The sequence below is a fragment of the Massilia sp. Soil_C_3 genome (assembly GCF_057657035.1).
Map to the genome: position 1 here is coordinate 117,632 of NZ_JBDGJG010000009.1, position 18,543 is coordinate 136,174.

Below are 18,543 nucleotides of genomic sequence, written 5' to 3' on the forward strand. Positions count from 1 at the left end.
GCTGGATTGCAGGGATGACATTATCCCTGAATATGTACACGGCTGCTGAAGCGTGCCTCTTTTTGCACGGGTGTATGATGCACCACGAAATATTCTTGCTTTTTTTCAGCCACTATTTTATGGTGCGCCGCACCACTACAAAAGCGATGGTGTAATCTTGACATCAGATAGCAAGAAAAGCAGCCTGGCGGCGCTCACCCTGGCCGCGGTCGGCATCGTCTACGGCGATATCGGCACCAGCCCCCTCTACACGCTGCGCGCGGTGTTCGACGACACCCACGGCCTGCCCCTGAACACTCCCAACATCCTCGGCGTCATCTCCCTGATCTTCTGGGCCCTGACCGTCATCGTCTCGCTCAAGTACGTGACCCTGGTGCTGCGGGCGCACAACCGCGGCGAGGGCGGCATCATGGCCCTCATGGCGCTGGCGACCAACTCGGTGGCGCGCAACTCGCGCTGGAGCTTCCCGCTGCTGGCCATCGGCGTCATCGGCGCCACCATGTTCTATGGCGACAGCGTGATCACGCCGGCGATCTCGGTGCTCGGCGCGATCGAGGGTCTCGAGGTCGCGGCGCCCGGCATGTCGCACTACGTGGTGCCGCTGGCGGTGGTGGTGCTGGTGGCCCTGTACAGCGTGCAGCGCCACGGCACGGCCGGCATCGGCCGCTTCTTCGGCCCCGTGATGCTGGTCTGGTTCCTGGCCCTGGCCGCGATGGGCATCGTCAACATCGTCCAGTCGCCGGAAATCCTGAACGCGCTCAATCCCTGGCATGCGGCCCACTTCATGCTGGACAATAAATTGCTGGCCTTTATCGCGCTGGGCGCGGTGGTGCTGGCGATCACCGGCGCCGAGGCGCTGTATGCCGACATGGGGCACTTCGGGGCCAAGCCGATCCGCATGGCCTGGTTCCTGATCGCCTATCCGGCGCTGACCCTGAACTACCTGGGCCAGGGGGGCCTCCTGATCGCCGATCCCGGTGCGGTGGAAAACCCGTTCTACCACCAGCTCGGCAGCTGGAGCGTGATCCCGCTGGTGATCCTGTCGACCATGGCGGCGGTGATCGCCTCGCAGGCCACGATCAGCGGCACGTATTCGATGACCAAGCAGGCGATCGCGCTCGGCCTGCTGCCGCGCATGCGCATCCTGCACACCTCGGAAAGCGAGATCGGGCAAATCTATATCCCGGCCGTCAACTGGCTGCAGCTGGCGGTGGTGCTGATCGCCGTGGTCGGCTTCGGCTCGTCGGACGAGCTGGCCGGCGCCTACGGCATCGCGGTCACGGCGACCATGATGATGACCACCGTGCTCACCTTCTTCGTGACCCGCTACCGCTGGCGCCTGCCGCTGTGGGTCTGCCTGGCTGCGACCGGCTTCTTCCTGGCGATCGATCTCATGTTGTTCGCGGCCACCACCACCAAGATCTTCCACGGCGGCTGGTTCCCGCTGCTGATGGGCGGCGTGCTGCTGACCCTGATGCTGACCTGGAAGCGCGGCCGAGGGCTGGTGTTCGAGAACCTGCAGAAGCATGCGATTCCGCTGGAAGCCTTCATGGAATCGCTGTTCGTGGCGCCGCCGACGCGGGTGCCGGGCACCGCCATCTTCCTGCGCGGCGAGAGCGACGGCGTGCCGCACGCGATGTTGCACAACCTGTCGCACAACAAGGTGCTGCACGAGCGGGTGGTGTTCCTGACCGTGCACATGCGCGAGGAGCCGTGGGTACCGTTCGAGGAGCAGATCGACATCGTCGACCTGGGCCACAACTGCTACCAGCTCAACATCCACTATGGCTTCAAGGACGAGGCCGATATCCCGGACATCCTCGACCGCTGCGGCGCGCTCGGCCTCTCGTTCGAGATGATGGAAACCTCGTTCTTCATCGCGCGCCAGACCGTGATATCGGGCCCGGGCGGCGGCATGGCGCCATGGCGCGAGCACCTGTACGTGGCGCTGTCGCGCAATGCGCGCAGCGCGGCCGACTATTACCAGATCCGCAGCAACCGGGTGATCGAGCTGGGCACGCAGATCGAGATCTGAGTAGAGCGCCAGCCTGCCGGCGGTCCGCATGCGTGGCGATGGCGGTCCTGCACCGCGATCACAGGGTCCGCGACGCTCGGTGTCGGGCAGACCAATGGTTAGGTAACATGATTTTCTCCCGGAAAGATCACACGGCAGAAAAATGCTAAGATTGTTGACAATTTTTTACCGATGATCAGGTGGGCCTTTGGGTATGGTCATGCAAAACTGCAAATGCCTGACGCATCAATTTCGTGAGAGTGAAGCAGAATCGTATCTGCATGAGGCGCCATCCAGGTTCCACGGGTAGCGGGTAAGTACGGCGATTCCCGCTACCCGGTCCGACGACACTTGCCGCATTCCAGACCTGAAGCCGAAACCGCCCTTTCTCACTACCCTTGCGGCTGACAGTTATCAGGTCAGGCCACACACTCACGGAGATTCAGGTGACTATAGGAGATAAATCTTGTCCATGATCATTATTATGGCGACGTGTAACGGGGCCAAGACGTTGCCAAAAGTGTTGGAAGGATATGCGAACCTCGCACAACCTGCAGGTGGGTGGTCGGCCATCGTGGTGGATGACGGGAGCGATGACGAGACCCGTTCGATCGTCGAATCTTACGCAAAAGTATTGCCGATCGAATATGTTCATCAGGAGCGAAGCGGCAAGAACGCCGCGCTCAACCGAGGTGTTGAGCTGGCGCTCCAACGGCGGCCGGCCGCCGAGTTGTTCGTGATGACAGACGATGACGCCACGCCTGAGCGCGAATGGCTTGTTGCGATGCAGGCTTGTATGCTGGAAAACGCCGACTATGACTTGTTTGGCGGTGCAATATTGCCCGATTGGGGCGCGCCACCTCCCGACTGGGTGCTGCGTCACGTTCCACTTGGGCTAGCGTTCGCGATCACCAACTTCAGCGACGGCCCGATTCAGCCTGGCGCCATATGGGGGCCGAATATGGCGGTGCGTCGCAAAGTGTTCGAAGCCGGACACCGCTTCAACCCGAATGTAGGACCAAACCGCGGTAACTATATTATGGGTAGCGAGACGGAATTCAATAAACGTGTCGTGGCCGCAGGCCATAAGGCCTGGTTCTGCAACAATGCGCGAGTCAACCACTTTATTCGTCCACATCAGTTGACCGAGGATTTTTGCCTGGGTCGCGCTTTCCGCGGAGGACGCGGTACATGCCTGGAAACCGGCGATCTGACGCATTTCCCCACATTGTTTGGCGTACCCCGCTGGCTATATACGAAAAAAATGCGTCATGCGTTGCAAATCGCCTTGGCAACCTTGCGTGGCGATAGTGAAGGCAAGTTCAAGGCGCGCTTCCACTACCATCACACGCGCGGATTCTTGCATCAGGCACATGATCTGAAAAACGCAGCATCGCGGAAACAATGAGCTTGCCTTAGCGGGCTCAACCAGGCATCGCAAGACTGGATCGTTGAACGGATTGTGATATAGAACTTGCGCAGCAATCTTTTCATGAATTGGATATTGGAATGAACGAATCATTTTTCCACGTCAAACGGCTGACTGAAGGGTTTGATGCTCGGGGAAAAGCGCATTGTGCTCTTGGACACCAGATCGCGCGAGAATCAGGTAATCCCGATGGCATTTACGTCGAATGGAATTGGGATGGGAAGTGCTTAACTGCGCGCAACGACCGCTACGGGATGTTCCCGGTTTTTTATTACTCACGCGACGGGGAATTCGCGATATCCTCGTCCATCGATCAGCTTCTCAATGCCGGTGCCAGTCCCGAACTGGATGAAACGGCGCTGTCTGTATTTTTCAGGCTCGGTTTTTTTATCGGTGAGGATACACCTTTCCGCCACATCCGCGCACTGCCGCCAGCGGCAACACTGAGTTGGGATGGTGAATTACGTCTTGAACGCGCGACCAGGGCTCGTGGCGCCCCCAGTCGTGGCGAATCTCGCACATCTGCGCTCGACACTTATAACGAACTTTTCCGCTGTTCGATGACCCGGCGGGCTCCCTCCGATGCGAATTTCGTAGTGCCATTGAGCGGAGGGCGCGATTCACGACATATCTTGTTTGAACTGCTCCGCCAGGGGCATAAGCCTGGTCGCTGCATTACTGCACTCCACTTTCCACCACGGGGAAACGAAGATGCGCGCATCGCTACCATGCTTACGCAAGAATTCGGCTTGAAGCATGACATCATTGCGCAATCCGGCTCATTTTACAAAGCGGAAGCGGCGAAAAATCCGTTGACTAGTTATTGCACCGATGAACACTCCTGGTATCTCGAGACAGTATCCAATATTCGCAAGCGGGATCGTATTGTTTATGACGGTATTGCAGGAGATGTTCTTTCTCAAAGCGTTTTTCTGACAGAGGAACGCCTGCGATTATTCCAGACCGCTTCTCCCAAGGAGATTGCAACACAGCTCCTTAGCAAAGCCGAGAGGAAACTCAGCCATCTTCTCGCGCCGCAGTTATACCGGAGCACAAGCCTGGAACTTGCTATCAGCCATCTGGAGAAAGAAATAAAGACGCATCTGGATAGTCCAAATCCGGTCGGATCGTTCTTTTTCTGGAACCGAACACGACGCGAGATCGCCTTGGTGCCATATGGCCTGTTGGGAGATGTACCAACGGTGTATGCTCCATTCCTGGACCATGATCTCTACGACTTCCTTACCGGACTGCCTGTAGAAATGCTGATCGATCATACCTTCCATACAGATGCAATAAGCCGCGCATATCCCGCACATGCAGGTCTTCCATATGAAGACAAGGGAAAGCGAGCCGATTCGCCAGACTTCATGCTGCTTCATGCAGAATTTGGCAAACAGGTAGCCAAGCGCCTGCTGCTTCGCCCCTCATCACGACTGATCAACAAGCGCTTTGCCCTTCCGCGCGCTGTGCGGACCCTGTTCAGTTCAACATTCAGCGCGTCTACGCACTGGTACAGTCCGTTAGCACTTTATCTCGACCAGCTCGATATCGCATCGCGTCGCTGAGCGCCGCGGAATGCGCATGTCCATTGCAGATGCCGGCGCGACAATTATCAGACAAATTCCAGACAGTTTCATGGGACTGATTCGATAAGGTACGAGGTTGCGTTACATAAACCTTATTTGCCTTTCCCAGTCGAGGACACCCCATGAAACTGAAGTTCCCCCTGATCGCAGCCTTTGCCGCCATGCTCGCCCTGACCGCCTGCGGCGGCGGCAGCGATGGTCCATCCGGCCCGGTCGTGAGCAGCCCAGCGGCGCTGACCAAGACCGACAACACGGTGGGCACCGGCGCCGAGGCGGTGACCGGCAAGACGGTGACCACCCAGTACACGCTGTGGCTGTACAACGACAAGGCCGCCGACTTCAAGGGCACGCGTCTGGAGACGGGCAATCTGCGCCCCTACGTCGTCGGCAGCGGCACCGTCATCCCCGGTTACGACCAGGGCGTGATCGGCATGAAGGTCGGCGGCAAGCGCACCGTCCTGATCCCGGCCAACCAGGCGTATGGCGCGAACGGCAACGGCCCGGTTCCGCCGAACTCGGGCCTGGTGTATGAAATCGCCCTGACCAAGGTCGAGTAAGCCAATCGGGCTTGACCAATGAGGTACCGGACCGGGGCATTGCCCCGGTCTTTTTTTGCGCGCTCGGCTGACCTGGCGCACGGCCCGCGGGGCGGTGGCGGGCGATGCTCGGGGCTTTTCGTGCCGAGCCGATCATGCGTTCCTCTTTCCAGTTTGCCGTCCGCCTGCTGCCCATCTGTCCCGGCGCCGCGTCCGCCGCGCCCGCGCCGGCGCCGACCTTCTCCGCCTGCGTCGTCGTCGATCCCCTTCTCGCCGCCGACCCGCCCGCCTGGCTGCTGCTGGCAGCCGCGGTGCTGCTGCTCGGGGCCGGCCGCCTGGCCGCCTCGTGACCGGCGCGCGCCTGCGCTGGCGCAGAACGGCGCCGCTTTGTTTGCGACATCGTTGAGATTCACCGGCCCCCGGAAGGATCGATCATGCCCCTGCGCAAACATTTCTTAAATAAATTGTTGCTGGCCATATTGGTGTTGCCGGGCCTGGCCATGGCGGAGCCGGTGTACCGCATGACCTGGCTGCCGCAGGATTTCACCGCCGCCGGTCTCGATGGCGCCGGGCGGGTGGTCGGCACCGCGCAGAGCGGGATGGCGGTGTGGTCGACGGGCGGCGCCACCTACCTGGCCTCGCTGCTGCCCGGCAGCGAAGGCCTGGCAATCAATAACGGCGGTTCCATCGTCGGCCGCGTCGGCAGCGACGCCTTCGTGTATGCCGGCGGCGCCTTCTCGATCTTCAACATGCCGCCGGCCTACGGCACCTGGGCCACCGCCATCAACGACGCCGGCCAGGTGGCGGGCTTCGGCGCCGTCGGCTTTTCCGAGACCTATGCCTTCCTGTATCAGTCGGGCGCCGTGACCCGGCTGGGCAGCTTCGGCGGGACGATCAGCGTGGCCAACGCGATCAATGCCAGCGGCCATATCGCGGGCTTCGCCAGCCGCGCCGGCGATGGCGACGACTGGGGCGATCCGCGCCGCACCGCCTCGGTCTACCGCGACGGCGTCCAGCACGACCTCGGCTCGTTGGGCGGCTGGTTCAGCGAAGCGAACGACATCAACGACGCCGGCTTCGTCGCCGGCTGGTCCGGGCTCGACGACAATGTCAACGAGCGGCCCTTCCTGTTTTCGCCCGACGAGAACCGCATGATCGATCTCGGCACGCTGGGCGGCGTGTCCGGGCGCGCCAATGCGCTCAACAACGCCGGGGTGGTGGTGGGCCTGTCCGGCATCGGCAGCGTGGGCGGCTTCGACTACCACGCCTTCCTGTATGGGGCCGACGGCATGCTGGACCTGAATGCGCTGGTGGGCGAGCGCGGCGACTGGCAGCTAGTGAACGCGCTCGACGTCAACGATGCCGGCCAGATCCTGGCCCAGGCCTGCAACGGGCTGGGCGACTGCCGTGCGGTGCGGCTCGACCTGGTCACGGCGGTGCCCGAGCCGGGCAGCTGGGCGATGCTGGGGGCCGGGCTGGCGTTGCTGGTCTGGCATACGCGCCGGCGCCGGCGCTGGCTGGCGCCGGCGCTCCTGATGGGAACGCTGACGGCGCTGCCGGCAGCGGCCGCAGCCCCGGCCGACGCGGCGCAAGGCCAGCCCCGCCTGTTCCGGGTCACTTTCATCCCGGCCGGGTTCTCCGCCTATGCCATCAACAGCCGCGGCCACCTGGCCGGGGTCTACGTCGACGCCGCACACATGTTCTCGCCGGCCGGCCTGCGCAATGCCGGGCGCGGGGTGCTGGTGGGCTTCAACTCGGCGAGCGGCTTGAACGACAGCGGGGCCGTGTCCGGCAATGCCGCCTTCGGGGTCGGCGAGCGTGGCCGCGGCTTCGTCGTCGCCAACGGCATCACGCGCATCATTCCCACGTTCGGCGGCACCTGGGGCGGCTCCACCGCGATCAACCGCCACGGCGCCGTGACCGGCACCGCCTCGGTCACGGGAGACGCCTTCCCGGTGCCGCACTATCTCGCCTACGTCTACCGCGACCAGATCATGCGCAGCCTGGGCACGCTGGGCGGCAAGAACAGCAGCGCCTACGACATCAACGATGCGCGCCAGATCCTGGCGCAGGCCTGCAATCACGAAGATTGCCTGTACGTGCGGCTCGATCCGCCGTCGTGCGCTTGCTGACCACCGGCCATGTGAACGGGCACGTCTGCGCCGTCGGCGGCAGACGGGCAGTAGTGTATCTTTGGAGGGGAGCAAGCACAGGCAGCCGGACCTGAACAGGAGGGCGCATGCCATGTTGCCGCAATGCGCGGCAGGTATGCTCATTCGAGCGCGCACCATGCCGCCGAGCCACCTGTCCATGGAAGATGCCCCGATGAGAATTCTGCTGGTAGAGGACGAGACCGAATTCGCCGACACGGTGCGCGGCGCGCTGGAGCGCGAAAAATACGTCGTCGACCATGCCGACCGGGTGGCGCTGGCGCGCGAGGCCAGCCGCATGAATTCCTACGACCTGGTCCTGCTCGACCGGACCTTACCCGATGGCGATGGCCTGTCCCTGCTGCCGCTGCTGCGCGCCGGCAATCCCGGCCTGCCCGTCATCATGCTGACCGCGCGCGGCGAAGTCACCGACCGCGTCGCCGGCCTCGACGAGGGCGCGGACGATTACCTCGTCAAGCCGTTCGCGCTCGAAGAACTGTTCGCGCGCATCCGCGCGGTGCGGCGCCGTCCCGCCGAACTCGGTCCTGAAGAAATCCACGTCGGCGCGCTCGTGTTCGATGTCGCCAACGACGAGGCGAGCGTGGCGGGCGTGCGGCTGGACCTGGCGCGGCGCGAGCTGCGCGTGCTGGCGGCGCTCGTCAGGCGCCGCGGGCGCACTGTCCTGCGCGAGTCGCTCGAACAGGCCGTGTATGGCTTCGACGACGCGATCCAGTCGAACACCCTCGACTCGCATATCTCGCGCCTGCGCCGCAAGCTGGCCGCCGTCGATGCCGGCATCGAGATCCACGCCATCAAGGGCGTCGGCTACCTGCTGCAGGCGCGGCCGTGAGCCGCAGGCCGCCCTCGCTCAAGCGGCCGCTGATCGTCCAGCCGCTGCTGTTCCAGTTCGCCATCCTGTTCATCTGCTTCCCGCTCCTCGTCGCGCTGGCGCTGCGCGCCGATAGCGGCGGGCCGTATACCGACGAGCGGATCACGCCCGTCATCGCCGCCGCCATCGTACGCGCGGACGACGGCGCCCTGGCGCTGCGCATGACGAAGCAACTGGCCGCGCTGCGCGCCGAGACGCCGAACCTGTGGTTCGTCGCCGAGGACGACCATGGCCGCCGCCTCAGCTTCGGGCAGGTGCCCGCGCAATATGCAGCGGCCACCAGCCTCTTACGCAATCTCTCCTACGGCCATGTGCGCGACCGCTTCGCGCCGCATGCGCTGAGCGCCGTGATCCGCCGCGAAGACTCGCCCGCCGGCCCGGTGACGATCCTCGGGCATGGCAAGCTGACGCAGGTGGGCTTTACCGTCCTGGCGGCGTCCAACGTCGCCGCGCTGCCGATCTTTCTGCTGATGGTCCTGATGTCGCTGATCGCCATCCCCTGGATCGTCAGGCGTTCGCTGGCCGGCGTCGCCCGGATCGCCGCCGAGGCGGAAAGCATCGACGTCGACCGGCGCGGCGTGCGGCTCAGCGAGGCGCAGGTGCCGAGCGAAATCGCGCCGCTGGTGCGGGCGGTGAACGATGCGCTCAGCCGCCTCGACGAGGGATACGAGCGGCAGCGGCGCTTCATCGCCTCCGCCGCCCACGAATTGCGCACGCCGATCGCGATCCTGCGGGTCAAGGTCGATGCCTCCAGCGACCCCGACACGCGCCGGCTCGGGAGCGATGTCGAGCGGCTCGCCAACCTGACCGAACAGATGCTCGACCTGCAGCGCCTGGATACGGCGCGGCGCGACGAAGAGATCGACCTGGCTGCGCTGGTGCGGCGCGTGGCCGGCGACCTGGCGCCGCTCCTGATCGCCGCCGACCGCTCGATCGAGGTCGAGGTCGACGCGGTGCAGCCGGTGCGGGGTGACGCCGGGGCGATCGAGCGGGTGGCGACGAACCTGGTGCAGAACGCGATCGAACATGGCGGGCGCCACGTGGTCGTGCGCGTGCTGGGCCCAGGGTTCGAGGTCGAGGACGACGGGCCGGGCATCCCGCCCGAAGAGCGCGAGCGCGTGTTCGAACCGTTCCACCGCCTGCGGCCGCGATCGGCGGGCAGCGGCCTTGGCCTGCACCTGGTGCAGCAGGTGGTCGAGCGCCACGGCGGCCACGTGGCCATCCTCGGCGCGCCCGGCGGCGGCACGATCGCGCGCGTCGTCCTGGCGCCGGCGCGGCCGGCTTCACCTGGCACTCCATGATCCCGCAATCCCGCGCTGTTCTACTGTCCTGCATGGCGACGTTGTCGCCTCCGGCCATGCGGCCGGCCACCGAATGTCAGACAGGAGAACAAGATGAATCGATCATATCTGGGCGCGGCTTGCCGCCCCCTCATGACGCTGGGCCTCGTGGCCATGCTGGGCGCGGGCCTGGCGGCATGCCAGTCGCCCGAGCAGCGGCGCGCGCTTCACCTGGCCGAGGACACCGGCACCTGCGCCGATTTCGGCGCGCGCCAGGGTTCGCGCGAATACACCGAGTGCATGCTCTCGCAGCAAACCCGGCGCGACAACGAGAAGCTCAATGCGCTCGAGCGCCAGCGCATCTCGACCCAGAACAGCAAGGACAGCCTCGAGATGGTGCGCAAGATCGAGTGCGATCGCGAGGCCAAGAAAGAACGGCAAGCGGGCCTGCGGCCGCGCCGCTGCGATTGAGCAGAGGGCTTCCTAGCGCAGCATATCGATGTGCATGATGCCGTCTTCGTCATACGGTGCCGAGACGGTCTCGAAGCCGAAGCTGCCGTAGAAGCGCTCCAGGTATTGCTGGGCGCCGATGCGGATGCGATGGCCCGGATACAGCGCCTCGGCCTGGCGGATGCCTTCGCCGATCAGGGCGCGGCCGGCGCCGGTGCCGCGCGCGGCCGGGGTGGTGATCACGCGGCCGATCGACATCTCGTCGTACTTGGCGCCCGGGGCCAGCACGCGCAGGTAGGCGGCCAGGCTGCGCTTGCCGTCGACGGTGCGCCAGCCCAGCAGGTGGTGGGCATCGAGGTCCTGGCCGTCGATGTCGGGATACAGGCAGGTCTGCTCGAGGATGAAGACGCTCTGGCGCTGGGCCAGCACTTCGTACAGGTCGAACGGAGAAAGGTCGGCGAAACGCGAGAATTGCCAGTCGATCGGGCTAGGGGTGGTCATGGATGCGAAGCGATGGTGGTGGAATGTGGAACGGCAGTCATTCGCCGGCGGTCTCGAAACCTTCGAGCACGTTGACGGTATGGATGCCGAGCTCGGGACCGGCCTTGCCGCCCTCGAACACGAAGGCCGTCGGCAGGCCGAGGTGGGCGATGCGTTCGCCGATGCGCAGGAAGTCGCCGGCCTGCAGGCCGAAGCGCGGATCGGGGCCCTGGGCGGCGGTATCGACGCCGAGCGAGACCACCAGCGCCTGCGGCCGGGCCATGGCGATCTTGAGGCAGGCGGTTTCCAGCGCCGCGAACCAGGCGCCGCTGCCGCAGCCGGGCGCCAGCGGGATGTTCGTGTTGTAGCCAAGGCCGGCGCCGCTGCCGGTCTCGTCGGCGTGACCCAGGTAGAACGGATAGGCGACGCGCGGGTCGGCGTGGATCGAGACGAACAGCACGTCGTTGCGGTGATAAAAAATGCCCTGGGTGCCGTTGCCGTGGTGGTAGTCGAGGTCGAGGATGGCTACGCGCTCCAGGCCGTCGTCCAGCAGGTGCTGGGCCGCCAGTGCGGCATTGTTCAGGAAGCAGGCGCCGCCGAAGAAATCGCTGCCGGCATGGTGGCCGGGCGGGCGCGTGAGCGCGAAGGTGCCGCGCTCGCCGCGTTGCAGGGCATGGGCCGCGTTAACGGCGCAGTCGGCGCCGGTCTTGGCCGCGATCCAGGTGCCGCCCGTGAGCGGCGTGCCGGCGTCCATTGAATACAGGCCGAGGCGCGCGCCAAAATCGTCCGGCTCGATATCGAAGCGCAGGGTGCGCACCGGCCATACCCTCGGCAAGGCATCCTTGCCGGCATGTCGCGGATCGAGACCGATCCACTCGCTCCAGGCATTGCGCAGGAAATGCAGGTAGCGCGGGCTGTGCACCCGTTCGAGCGTCATGAGCGGCACGCCGTGCGGCGTGACGATGGCGCCCAGGCCGCGCCGCTCGCATTCCTTCAGCACGATGGCGGCGCGCTCGGGTTTTTCCGAACAGGGCGCCAGCTCGCCGCGATCGAGCTCGACGTGGCCGAGGCCGTCATGCTGGGCATGGTGTTCGTTGTAAAACGTGAGCAAGTGGTCCTCGCGGCTGCGGATTCGAGCGGGCGCCGCGACTGGCGGCTACCTCAGTTGTTGGAGCATAGCTTACTGCTGTTGTACGCCGCAACAAAGTCGTCGAAGCTGCCGGTGTCCATCGCTTCGACGCTCGCCTGCTCTGCATGCGAGCTGGCCGCCATCTCGTCGAACAGCGCTTCCTCGGCCGGCATCAGGGGACTGTCGCGGAAGGTGGCCGCATGCAGGCGGCTCTGCTGCAGGCCGAAGGCCGCGGCCGAGCCGAGCGCGCGCACTTCTTCCAGCACCCGCGCCGATGGGGTGAGCGATGGATCCTCGATCTTCGCCTTCTGCTTGCCGAGCGAAGCCTGGTGCACATCGCCTTCGTTATGCCCGTCGTCCAGCAGCTGCGCCACCGGGCGGATGCGCTCGATCAGTTCCAGCGCCCATTCCTTCAACGGCACTTCGAGGCCGTCGCGGGTCAGGGTCAGGTCGGGGCGGCGGCCTTCCTTGACCGTGCGCGCGAAGTTACGCGCGTGCAGCTGGCTGTCGTGGGCGCTGATCAGGGGGCTTTCCTCGAGCGCGCAGAACAGCAGGAAGGCGTCCAGGAAGCGGCCGGTGTCGAGGGCGATGCCCACCGGCTCGAACGGATCGACGTCGAGGCAGCGCACTTCGATGTACTGCACGCCGCGGTTGCACAGGGCTTGCACCGGACGCTCGCCGGTGCGGATCACGCGCTTGGGACGGATGGTCGAGTAATACTCGTTCTCGATCTGCAGCACATTGGTCGACAGCTGGATCCATTCGCCATCCTTCTGCGTGCCCAGTTTCGCATAGGGCTCGTAGGGACGGTTGACCGCATCCATCAGGCTCGTGACATAGCTTTCCAGGCTGTTCTCGTGCGGACGCAGGCCGGACTGGGCGTCGTTCTGGTAACCCAGGTCGCTCATGCGCAGGCTGGTCGCGTACGGCAGGTACAGGGTGTCGTCGGACAGCGTCTCGAGGTTGTGTTCACGGCCGCGCAGGAAGCTGGTGGTGAGCGCAGGCGTCGCGCCGAACAGGTACATCAGCAGCCAGGAATAGCGGCGGAAGTTGCGGATCATCGCGATATAGCTTTCCGACTGGAAGTCACGCAGCGCATGGCGGCGTTCCTCGGCGATCCCTTCTTCTTGCGCGAACAGCTGCCACAGTTGTTCTGGCAGCGAATAGTTGTAGTGGATGCCGGCGATGCATTGCATCGCCTTGCCATAGCGCAGCGCCAGGCCGCGCCGGTACACGTGCTTGAGCATGCCGATATTCGACTTGCCGTACCAGGCGATCTCGATATCTTCCTCGGGCGGCAGTTCGCCCGGCATCGACACGCCCCACAACATCTCGTCGCCCAGCTTGGCATAGGCGTAGCGGTGGATCGCATCGAGGCGGTGCAGCGCCAGCGCGATGTCGTGCTCGGCGGGCGTGATGAATTCCAGCAGCGCCTCGGCGTAGTCGGTCGTGATGTGCGGGTGCGTCAGGGCCGAACCGAGTGCCGGGGAGTGCGGGGTGCGCGCCAGTTGGCCCGCCGCGTCGACCCGCAGGGTTTCGCGCTCGATGCCGCGCAACCCCTGGCCCAGCAGGGCGCGGTGTTCGTCGTCGTCGAGCAGTGCCAGGCGGCGGTTGAATTGGTTCGACACAGTGTTTCCTTTCTTATACTGCCAGTTCGGTTGGTGCAGAGATTAACCGAAAATCGGACTGCGCGTTCGGGCGCCCCTCATTCAAGCAAAGGCGCAAGCCAGGGCGGTGCGCTGAAGGACTTGCGGGCCGGCGTCGGCGCCGCTGGCGCAGGCGGCTCGAAATCGGGCGATGGACCGGGGTCGTAGCCCGGCGGCAGTTCGCCGTCGAGCACGAAGTCGAATTCGAAGGCGGGTTCCCAGATCGACACCGGTTCGGATGCGGCATTGAATGCGGCGTCGCCGTCGGCGTTTGCTCTGGGCACGGCCTGCGGCGCATTGGCGCGCGTGGCCGGATCCTTCTCGGCCGCGAGCCAAAGGCCCATGCGGCGTTCCAGTTCGGCTAGCGGCAGCGCACCGCCGCCGAGCAGGGCATCGTGGAAGCGGCGCAGGTCGAATTGCTTGCCGAGCGTGGCGCGCGCCTGGGTGCGCAGCGCCAGGATGCGCAACTGGCCGATCTTGTAGCCCAGCGCCTGGCCCGGACGCGCGATGTAGCGGTCGACCTCGGCCTCGTTGTCGCCCGGCGGATTGGCGGTATGCGTGTTCAGGTAGTCGAGCGCCTGCTGGCGCGTCCAGCCGAGCGAATGGATGCCGGTGTCGACCACCAGGCGCGCGGCGCGGAACATCTCTTCGTTGAGGTGCCCGAACAGCGAGAACGGATCCTGGAACAGGCCGAGCTCGGGGCCCAGGCTCTCGGCATAGGTGGCCCAGCCTTCGCCGTAGGCGTCATACCAGCCGTTGCGCCGGAATGCCGGCAACTCGAGTTCCTGGGCGCGCGCCACTTGCAGGTGGTGGCCGGGCACGCCCTCGTGCAGGGCCACGGTGTCGACCTGCCAGATCGGGCGCGCGTTCAGGCGCGCCGTGTCGACCACCAGCGCGGCGGTGCGCGCCGCGCTGCCGGCCTCGTAATAGGCGGCCGGCTGGCCGGCGCCATCGCCGCCCATCGGCTTGACGACGATGCCGGCGGCCGGAATGACGGTCGCGACGCGGCCCAGCCGCCCCTGGGCCAGCGCCAGCGTGCGCCGGTAGCGGTCGAGCAGGGCCGCCGCGTCGACAAAGAACAGGCGCCGGTCGCTGCGCGCGAAGACGATGAATTCGGCGAAGCCGCCGCGAAAGCCCGTGCGCGGGATCAGGCCCTCGATCCCGGCGCGCAGGCGCGCCACCTCTTGCTGGCCGAGCGCATGCACCTGGGCCGGGGTCATTGCAGTGGTGGTGCTGTCCCTCACCAGCCGGGCGTACCACGCCGGGCCGCCCGGCAGCGCTGCGGCGCCGATGCTGTCGCGCGCGGCCGGCACGTAGTCCTGGCGCAGGAAGTCCTCGAGCTTGCGCAGGGCGGGCGCCGCCTGCTGTTCCAGGGCCGCCTTGCCGGCCGCGCGCAACTGCGCGCGCACCTCGGGGACGATGGTCGCCGGGATGCGCTGGAAGGGCGCGCCGAGCGCCCCGTCGGCGATTTTTTCGCGCAGCGCGCGCAAGGCGTCCGGCACCGGCGCGATGGCGGTCTTCGGGATCGTCCAGCCGGCCTGTTTCCCGGCGCGCAGCTGTTCGATCAGGCCATCGACGTGGGCCGGCAGCGCCTGCAGGCGCGCCAGATAGGTGAGGTAGTCGGCGTCGGTCGCGAACGGCATCTGCGCGACCAGGCGCGGCAGCCGCACCTGCAGGCCGTCGTAGGCGGTGATCGGGAGCGGATCGAAAGGACGCAGGGCGCCGGCGGCGATCAGGCGCTCCTTGTCGGCCACGAACAGGTCGTACGACACCTGGTCTTCGCCGTCCAGCTGCGCGCGGTCGATTTTTTGCGCCGCCGCCAGCATGGCGCGTTCGTGCTCGAGTGCCCCCGCGCGTCCCGCCAGCGAGGTGTCGCTCAAGAAGGCGTTGTAGCGATGCTCGCCCAGGGCGGTGGCCTTCTCGGGCGCATGGCGCAACTGCCACTGCCAGTCGCGCTCGTAGAGCCGGGCGGCCAGCCTGGATGGCTGCTCGGTCGGCGCATCCCGGGTGACGGCAGGCAACGCGGGCGGCATGGGCGGCATGGGCGGCATGGGCGGCAAGGGCGGCAAGGGCGGAACTAAGCCGGCGGCGCCGCCATGCAGCGGCGCGAGCAGGACGAGAGAGGCGAACAGGATGCGCATGCATGCTCCGGAATCAGGACTGGTCATTTTAACAAGCCCATCCCGAGGGGTGCGCGCCCTAGGCACTCCGGCGGCCTCCGCTGACCCGCTCGATGCCTGCCAGGTCGCGCCAGCTCTGCACCTCGCCGTAGCCGCCTGCCTTCAGCAAGCCGCGCACCGCCTCGGCCTGGTCGTAGCCATGCTCGAGCAGCAGCCAGCCGCCGGGCTCCAGGTGGGCGGCAGCGCCATCGGCGATGGTGCGCAGGTCGGACAGGCCGTCGGCATGGTCGGTGAGGGCGTCGATCGGCTCGAAGCGCAGGTCGCCTTCAATCAGGTGGCGGTCGCCGGCCACGATATAGGGCGGGTTCGAGACGATCAGGTGGAAGCGCTCCGCGCCGAGCGCTTGATACCAGTCGCTGCGCAGGAAGCGCACGCGCGCGTCGTTGGCGGCGGCATTGGCGCGCGCAACGGACAGCGCCTCTTCGCTGACGTCGAGCGCGGTGACGTCGGCATCTAGCCGCGTGCAGGCGATGGCGACGGCGATCGCGCCGCTGCCGGTGCCCATGTCGAGCACGCGCTGTTGCGGCGCGAGGCGCTCCAGCGCGAGTTCGACGAGCAATTCGGTATCCGGACGCGGGATCAGCACCGCCGGCGTCACCTTGAACGGCAGCCCGAAGAATTCGCGCTCGCCGACGATGTAGGCGATCGGTTCGCCGTCCAGGCGACGCCGCACCAGCGCTTCTAACTGCGCCGCTTCTTCAGGCGTGAGCACGCGTTCCGATTGCGTGATCAGGGCCACGCGCGGCAGACGGAGCGCATGGCACAGCAGGATGCGGTTTTCGAGCGGATCGAGCGGCAGCGACAGCCGCACCTGCCCGAGGGTGGCGCCGGCCTCGATCATGCCCGCTTGGCGCGGAACTGGCGCAGCAGCACCCAACCCAGCAGCACGGTCAGCACCACGAACCAGACCGCCGACCATTGCGGGATCGCCAGGCCCAGGATGGCATCGGTCGCGCCTTCGCACAGGCCGTCGGCGCGGAACAGCCACGGCAGGTATTCGGCGGTGGGGATCTTGTTGAGCATCGTTTCCATCGGATCGATGCCGCACGAGAAACCGGGATTGGCGATCACGTACAGGTGCTTGCCGACCGTGTACAGGCCGCCGAAGGCCGCCAGCAGGGCCAGGATCGTGGCTGCGCGCACCTTGCCGCCGATGGCGCCGACCAGGGTGCAGACGCCGATGGCGAGGAACATATAGCGCTGGATCACGCACAGCGGGCAGGGCCGCATTTCCATGCTGTGCTGCAGATAGAGGGCGACGGCGATCAGCGCGAACGAGATCGACGAGATGGCGAACAGGACCTGGCGGTTGGTGGGCATGGATTTTTCTCGATGTGGACCGGTGCGGATGCGCTTCCAGTTATCTTTGGAACCGTCGTTCCCGCGCAGGCGGGAACCCAAGTTCATGTGCACCGCCGCTATCGGCGACCGATAGTGGCCGTGCTGGCATACTTGGGTTCCCGCCTGCGCGGGAACGACGTTCTTAGGCCAGCGTATGACGCGGGCGCCAACGGGAGGCGGGCATGCGCTTATTTTCGCATAAACGTTGCAAACGACGCTTCGCCATTTTCAATCTGGCAACTTAACAATGACTTAAGTCACTCAGTTGCGTCAATCAGTCACCGAGCGCAGCCAGCAATTCGGCCTGGTGTTCCTGGGCCAGCGCTTCGGTCAGCTCCTTCAGGTCGCCGTCCATGATGAAGTCGAGCTTGTACAAGGTCAGGTTGATGCGGTGGTCGGTCAGGCGGCCCTGCGGGAAGTTGTAGGTGCGGATGCGCTCGCTGCGGTCGCCCGAGCCGATCAGGCTCTTGCGGGTGGCCGCTTCCTTCGACTGCTGCTCGCGCAGCTGGGCGTCCTTCAGGCGCGCCGCCAGCACCTTCATGGCCGAGGCCTTGTTCTTGTGCTGGCTGCGGTCGTCCTGGCATTCCACCACCAGGCCGGTCGGCAGGTGGGTGATGCGCACCGCCGAGTCGGTTTTATTGATGTGCTGGCCGCCGGCGCCCGAGGCGCGGTAGGTGTCGATGCGCAGGTCGGCCGGGTTGATGTCGACGTCCTCGACTTCATCGGCCTCGGGCATCACCGCCACCGTGCAGGCCGAGGTGTGGATGCGGCCCTGCGTTTCGGTGGCCGGCACCCGCTGCACGCGGTGGCCGCCCGACTCGAACTTGAGCTTCGAATAGGCGCCGTTGCCGACCAGGCGCACGATGACTTCGCGGTAGCCGCCCAGGTCGGACGGCGACTCGGACACCATCTCGACCTGCCAGCGGTTGCGCTCGGCGAAACGGGTGTACATGCGCAGCAGGTCGCCCGCGAACAGGGCCGACTCGTCGCCGCCGGTGCCGGCGCGGATCTCGAGGAAGATATTGCGCTCGTCGTTGGCGTCCTTCGGCAGCAGCATTTTCTGCAGCTCGAGCTCCAGGCCCGCCATGCGTTCTTTCGCAGCTTCGATTTCTTCCTGGGCGAAATCCTTCATGTCGGGATCCTGCAGCAGCTCGCGGGCCGCCTCGGTATCCTCGAGCGCGCCCTGGTACTGGCGGTACACGTCGACCAGCGGCGCCAGTTCGGCGCGTTCGCGCGACATCTTGCGGTAGCTGTCCATGTTCGCGGTGGCGCCTTCGCTCATCAGGAGTTCATCCAGCTCGACGAGGCGGTTGGCGAGTTGGTCCAGCTTGAACAGCATGGAAGGTTTCATGGGCAGTCTCGGTATGAAGATGGTCGGATGGCCGCTGGAAGGGCCGGGTTGCGCGAGCAGGCGCGCATGGCGGGCGGGC

At 65.6% G+C, this 18,543-nt stretch carries 16 protein-coding genes; 9 read left to right on the forward strand and 7 right to left on the reverse strand.

Annotated features, from left to right (window positions below; all coding sequences use genetic code 11):
- Positions 1-157: 157 nt before the first annotated feature.
- The 9 genes from AC3A6F_RS19415 to AC3A6F_RS19455 all read left to right on the forward strand — a co-directional run bounded on the left by AC3A6F_RS19415 (position 158) and on the right by AC3A6F_RS19455 (position 10,358).
- The gene (locus AC3A6F_RS19415; RefSeq protein WP_487683675.1) at positions 158-2,035 is read left to right on the forward strand and encodes a potassium transporter Kup; all 1,878 of its coding nucleotides are present in this window, start codon (positions 158-160) and stop codon (positions 2,033-2,035) included.
- 451 nt (positions 2,036-2,486) lie between these two features.
- Positions 2,487-3,422, forward strand: coding sequence for a glycosyltransferase (locus AC3A6F_RS19420; protein WP_487684178.1), 936 nt, complete (start codon positions 2,487-2,489; stop codon positions 3,420-3,422).
- A gap of 101 nt (positions 3,423-3,523) precedes the next feature.
- Entirely contained in the window at positions 3,524-5,011 is a 1,488-nt protein-coding gene (locus AC3A6F_RS19425) for an asparagine synthetase B family protein (protein ID WP_487683678.1), read from the forward strand.
- Positions 5,012-5,154: 143 nt separating this feature from the next.
- Positions 5,155-5,589, forward strand: a complete 435-nt coding sequence (locus tag AC3A6F_RS19430) for an FKBP-type peptidyl-prolyl cis-trans isomerase (RefSeq protein WP_487683681.1) — start codon at positions 5,155-5,157, stop codon at positions 5,587-5,589.
- 134 nt (positions 5,590-5,723) lie between these two features.
- Positions 5,724-5,918, forward strand: coding sequence for a hypothetical protein (locus AC3A6F_RS19435; protein ID WP_487683684.1), 195 nt, complete (start codon positions 5,724-5,726; stop codon positions 5,916-5,918).
- 84 nt (positions 5,919-6,002) lie between these two features.
- Positions 6,003-7,700, forward strand: coding sequence for a PEP-CTERM sorting domain-containing protein (locus AC3A6F_RS19440; protein ID WP_487683687.1), 1,698 nt, complete (start codon positions 6,003-6,005; stop codon positions 7,698-7,700).
- A gap of 193 nt (positions 7,701-7,893) precedes the next feature.
- A complete protein-coding gene (locus AC3A6F_RS19445) occupies positions 7,894-8,568 on the forward strand; it encodes a response regulator (RefSeq protein ID WP_487683690.1) in 675 nt (224 codons plus the stop codon).
- Complete coding sequence (locus tag AC3A6F_RS19450; RefSeq protein WP_487683693.1) at positions 8,565-9,908, forward strand: sensor histidine kinase; 1,344 nt, start codon at positions 8,565-8,567, stop codon at positions 9,906-9,908. Before AC3A6F_RS19445 ends, AC3A6F_RS19450 begins: the two co-directional genes overlap by 4 nt.
- Before the next feature lie 93 nt (positions 9,909-10,001).
- A complete protein-coding gene (locus tag AC3A6F_RS19455) occupies positions 10,002-10,358 on the forward strand; it encodes a hypothetical protein (RefSeq protein WP_487683696.1) in 357 nt (118 codons plus the stop codon).
- Positions 10,359-10,370: 12 nt separating this feature from the next.
- Here AC3A6F_RS19455 and AC3A6F_RS19460 read toward each other — a convergent pair whose 3' ends face one another.
- The 7 genes from AC3A6F_RS19460 to prfA all read right to left on the reverse strand — a co-directional run bounded on the left by AC3A6F_RS19460 (position 10,371) and on the right by prfA (position 18,464).
- Positions 10,371-10,838, reverse strand: coding sequence for a GNAT family N-acetyltransferase (locus AC3A6F_RS19460; protein ID WP_487683698.1), 468 nt, complete (start codon positions 10,836-10,838; stop codon positions 10,371-10,373).
- A 37-nt stretch (positions 10,839-10,875) separates the two neighbouring features.
- On the reverse strand, positions 10,876-11,928 hold the full coding sequence (locus AC3A6F_RS19465) for a histone deacetylase family protein (protein WP_487683701.1): 1,053 nt from the start codon (positions 11,926-11,928) through the stop codon (positions 10,876-10,878).
- 50 nt (positions 11,929-11,978) lie between these two features.
- Positions 11,979-13,574, reverse strand: coding sequence for a glutamate--cysteine ligase (gene gshA, locus AC3A6F_RS19470; protein ID WP_487683704.1), 1,596 nt, complete (start codon positions 13,572-13,574; stop codon positions 11,979-11,981).
- 77 nt (positions 13,575-13,651) lie between these two features.
- A complete protein-coding gene (locus tag AC3A6F_RS19475) occupies positions 13,652-15,733 on the reverse strand; it encodes a DUF885 domain-containing protein (protein WP_487683706.1) in 2,082 nt (693 codons plus the stop codon).
- 58 nt (positions 15,734-15,791) lie between these two features.
- On the reverse strand, positions 15,792-16,613 hold the full coding sequence (gene prmC / locus AC3A6F_RS19480) for a peptide chain release factor N(5)-glutamine methyltransferase (RefSeq protein WP_487683709.1): 822 nt from the start codon (positions 16,611-16,613) through the stop codon (positions 15,792-15,794).
- Positions 16,610-17,092, reverse strand: a complete 483-nt coding sequence (locus AC3A6F_RS19485; protein WP_487683712.1) for a disulfide bond formation protein B — start codon at positions 17,090-17,092, stop codon at positions 16,610-16,612. The genes prmC and AC3A6F_RS19485 overlap by 4 nt, the downstream gene beginning before the upstream one ends.
- A 295-nt stretch (positions 17,093-17,387) precedes the next feature.
- The gene (gene prfA / locus AC3A6F_RS19490; protein ID WP_123070090.1) at positions 17,388-18,464 is read right to left on the reverse strand and encodes a peptide chain release factor 1; all 1,077 of its coding nucleotides are present in this window, start codon (positions 18,462-18,464) and stop codon (positions 17,388-17,390) included.
- Between the last annotated feature and the right edge of the window lie 79 nt (positions 18,465-18,543).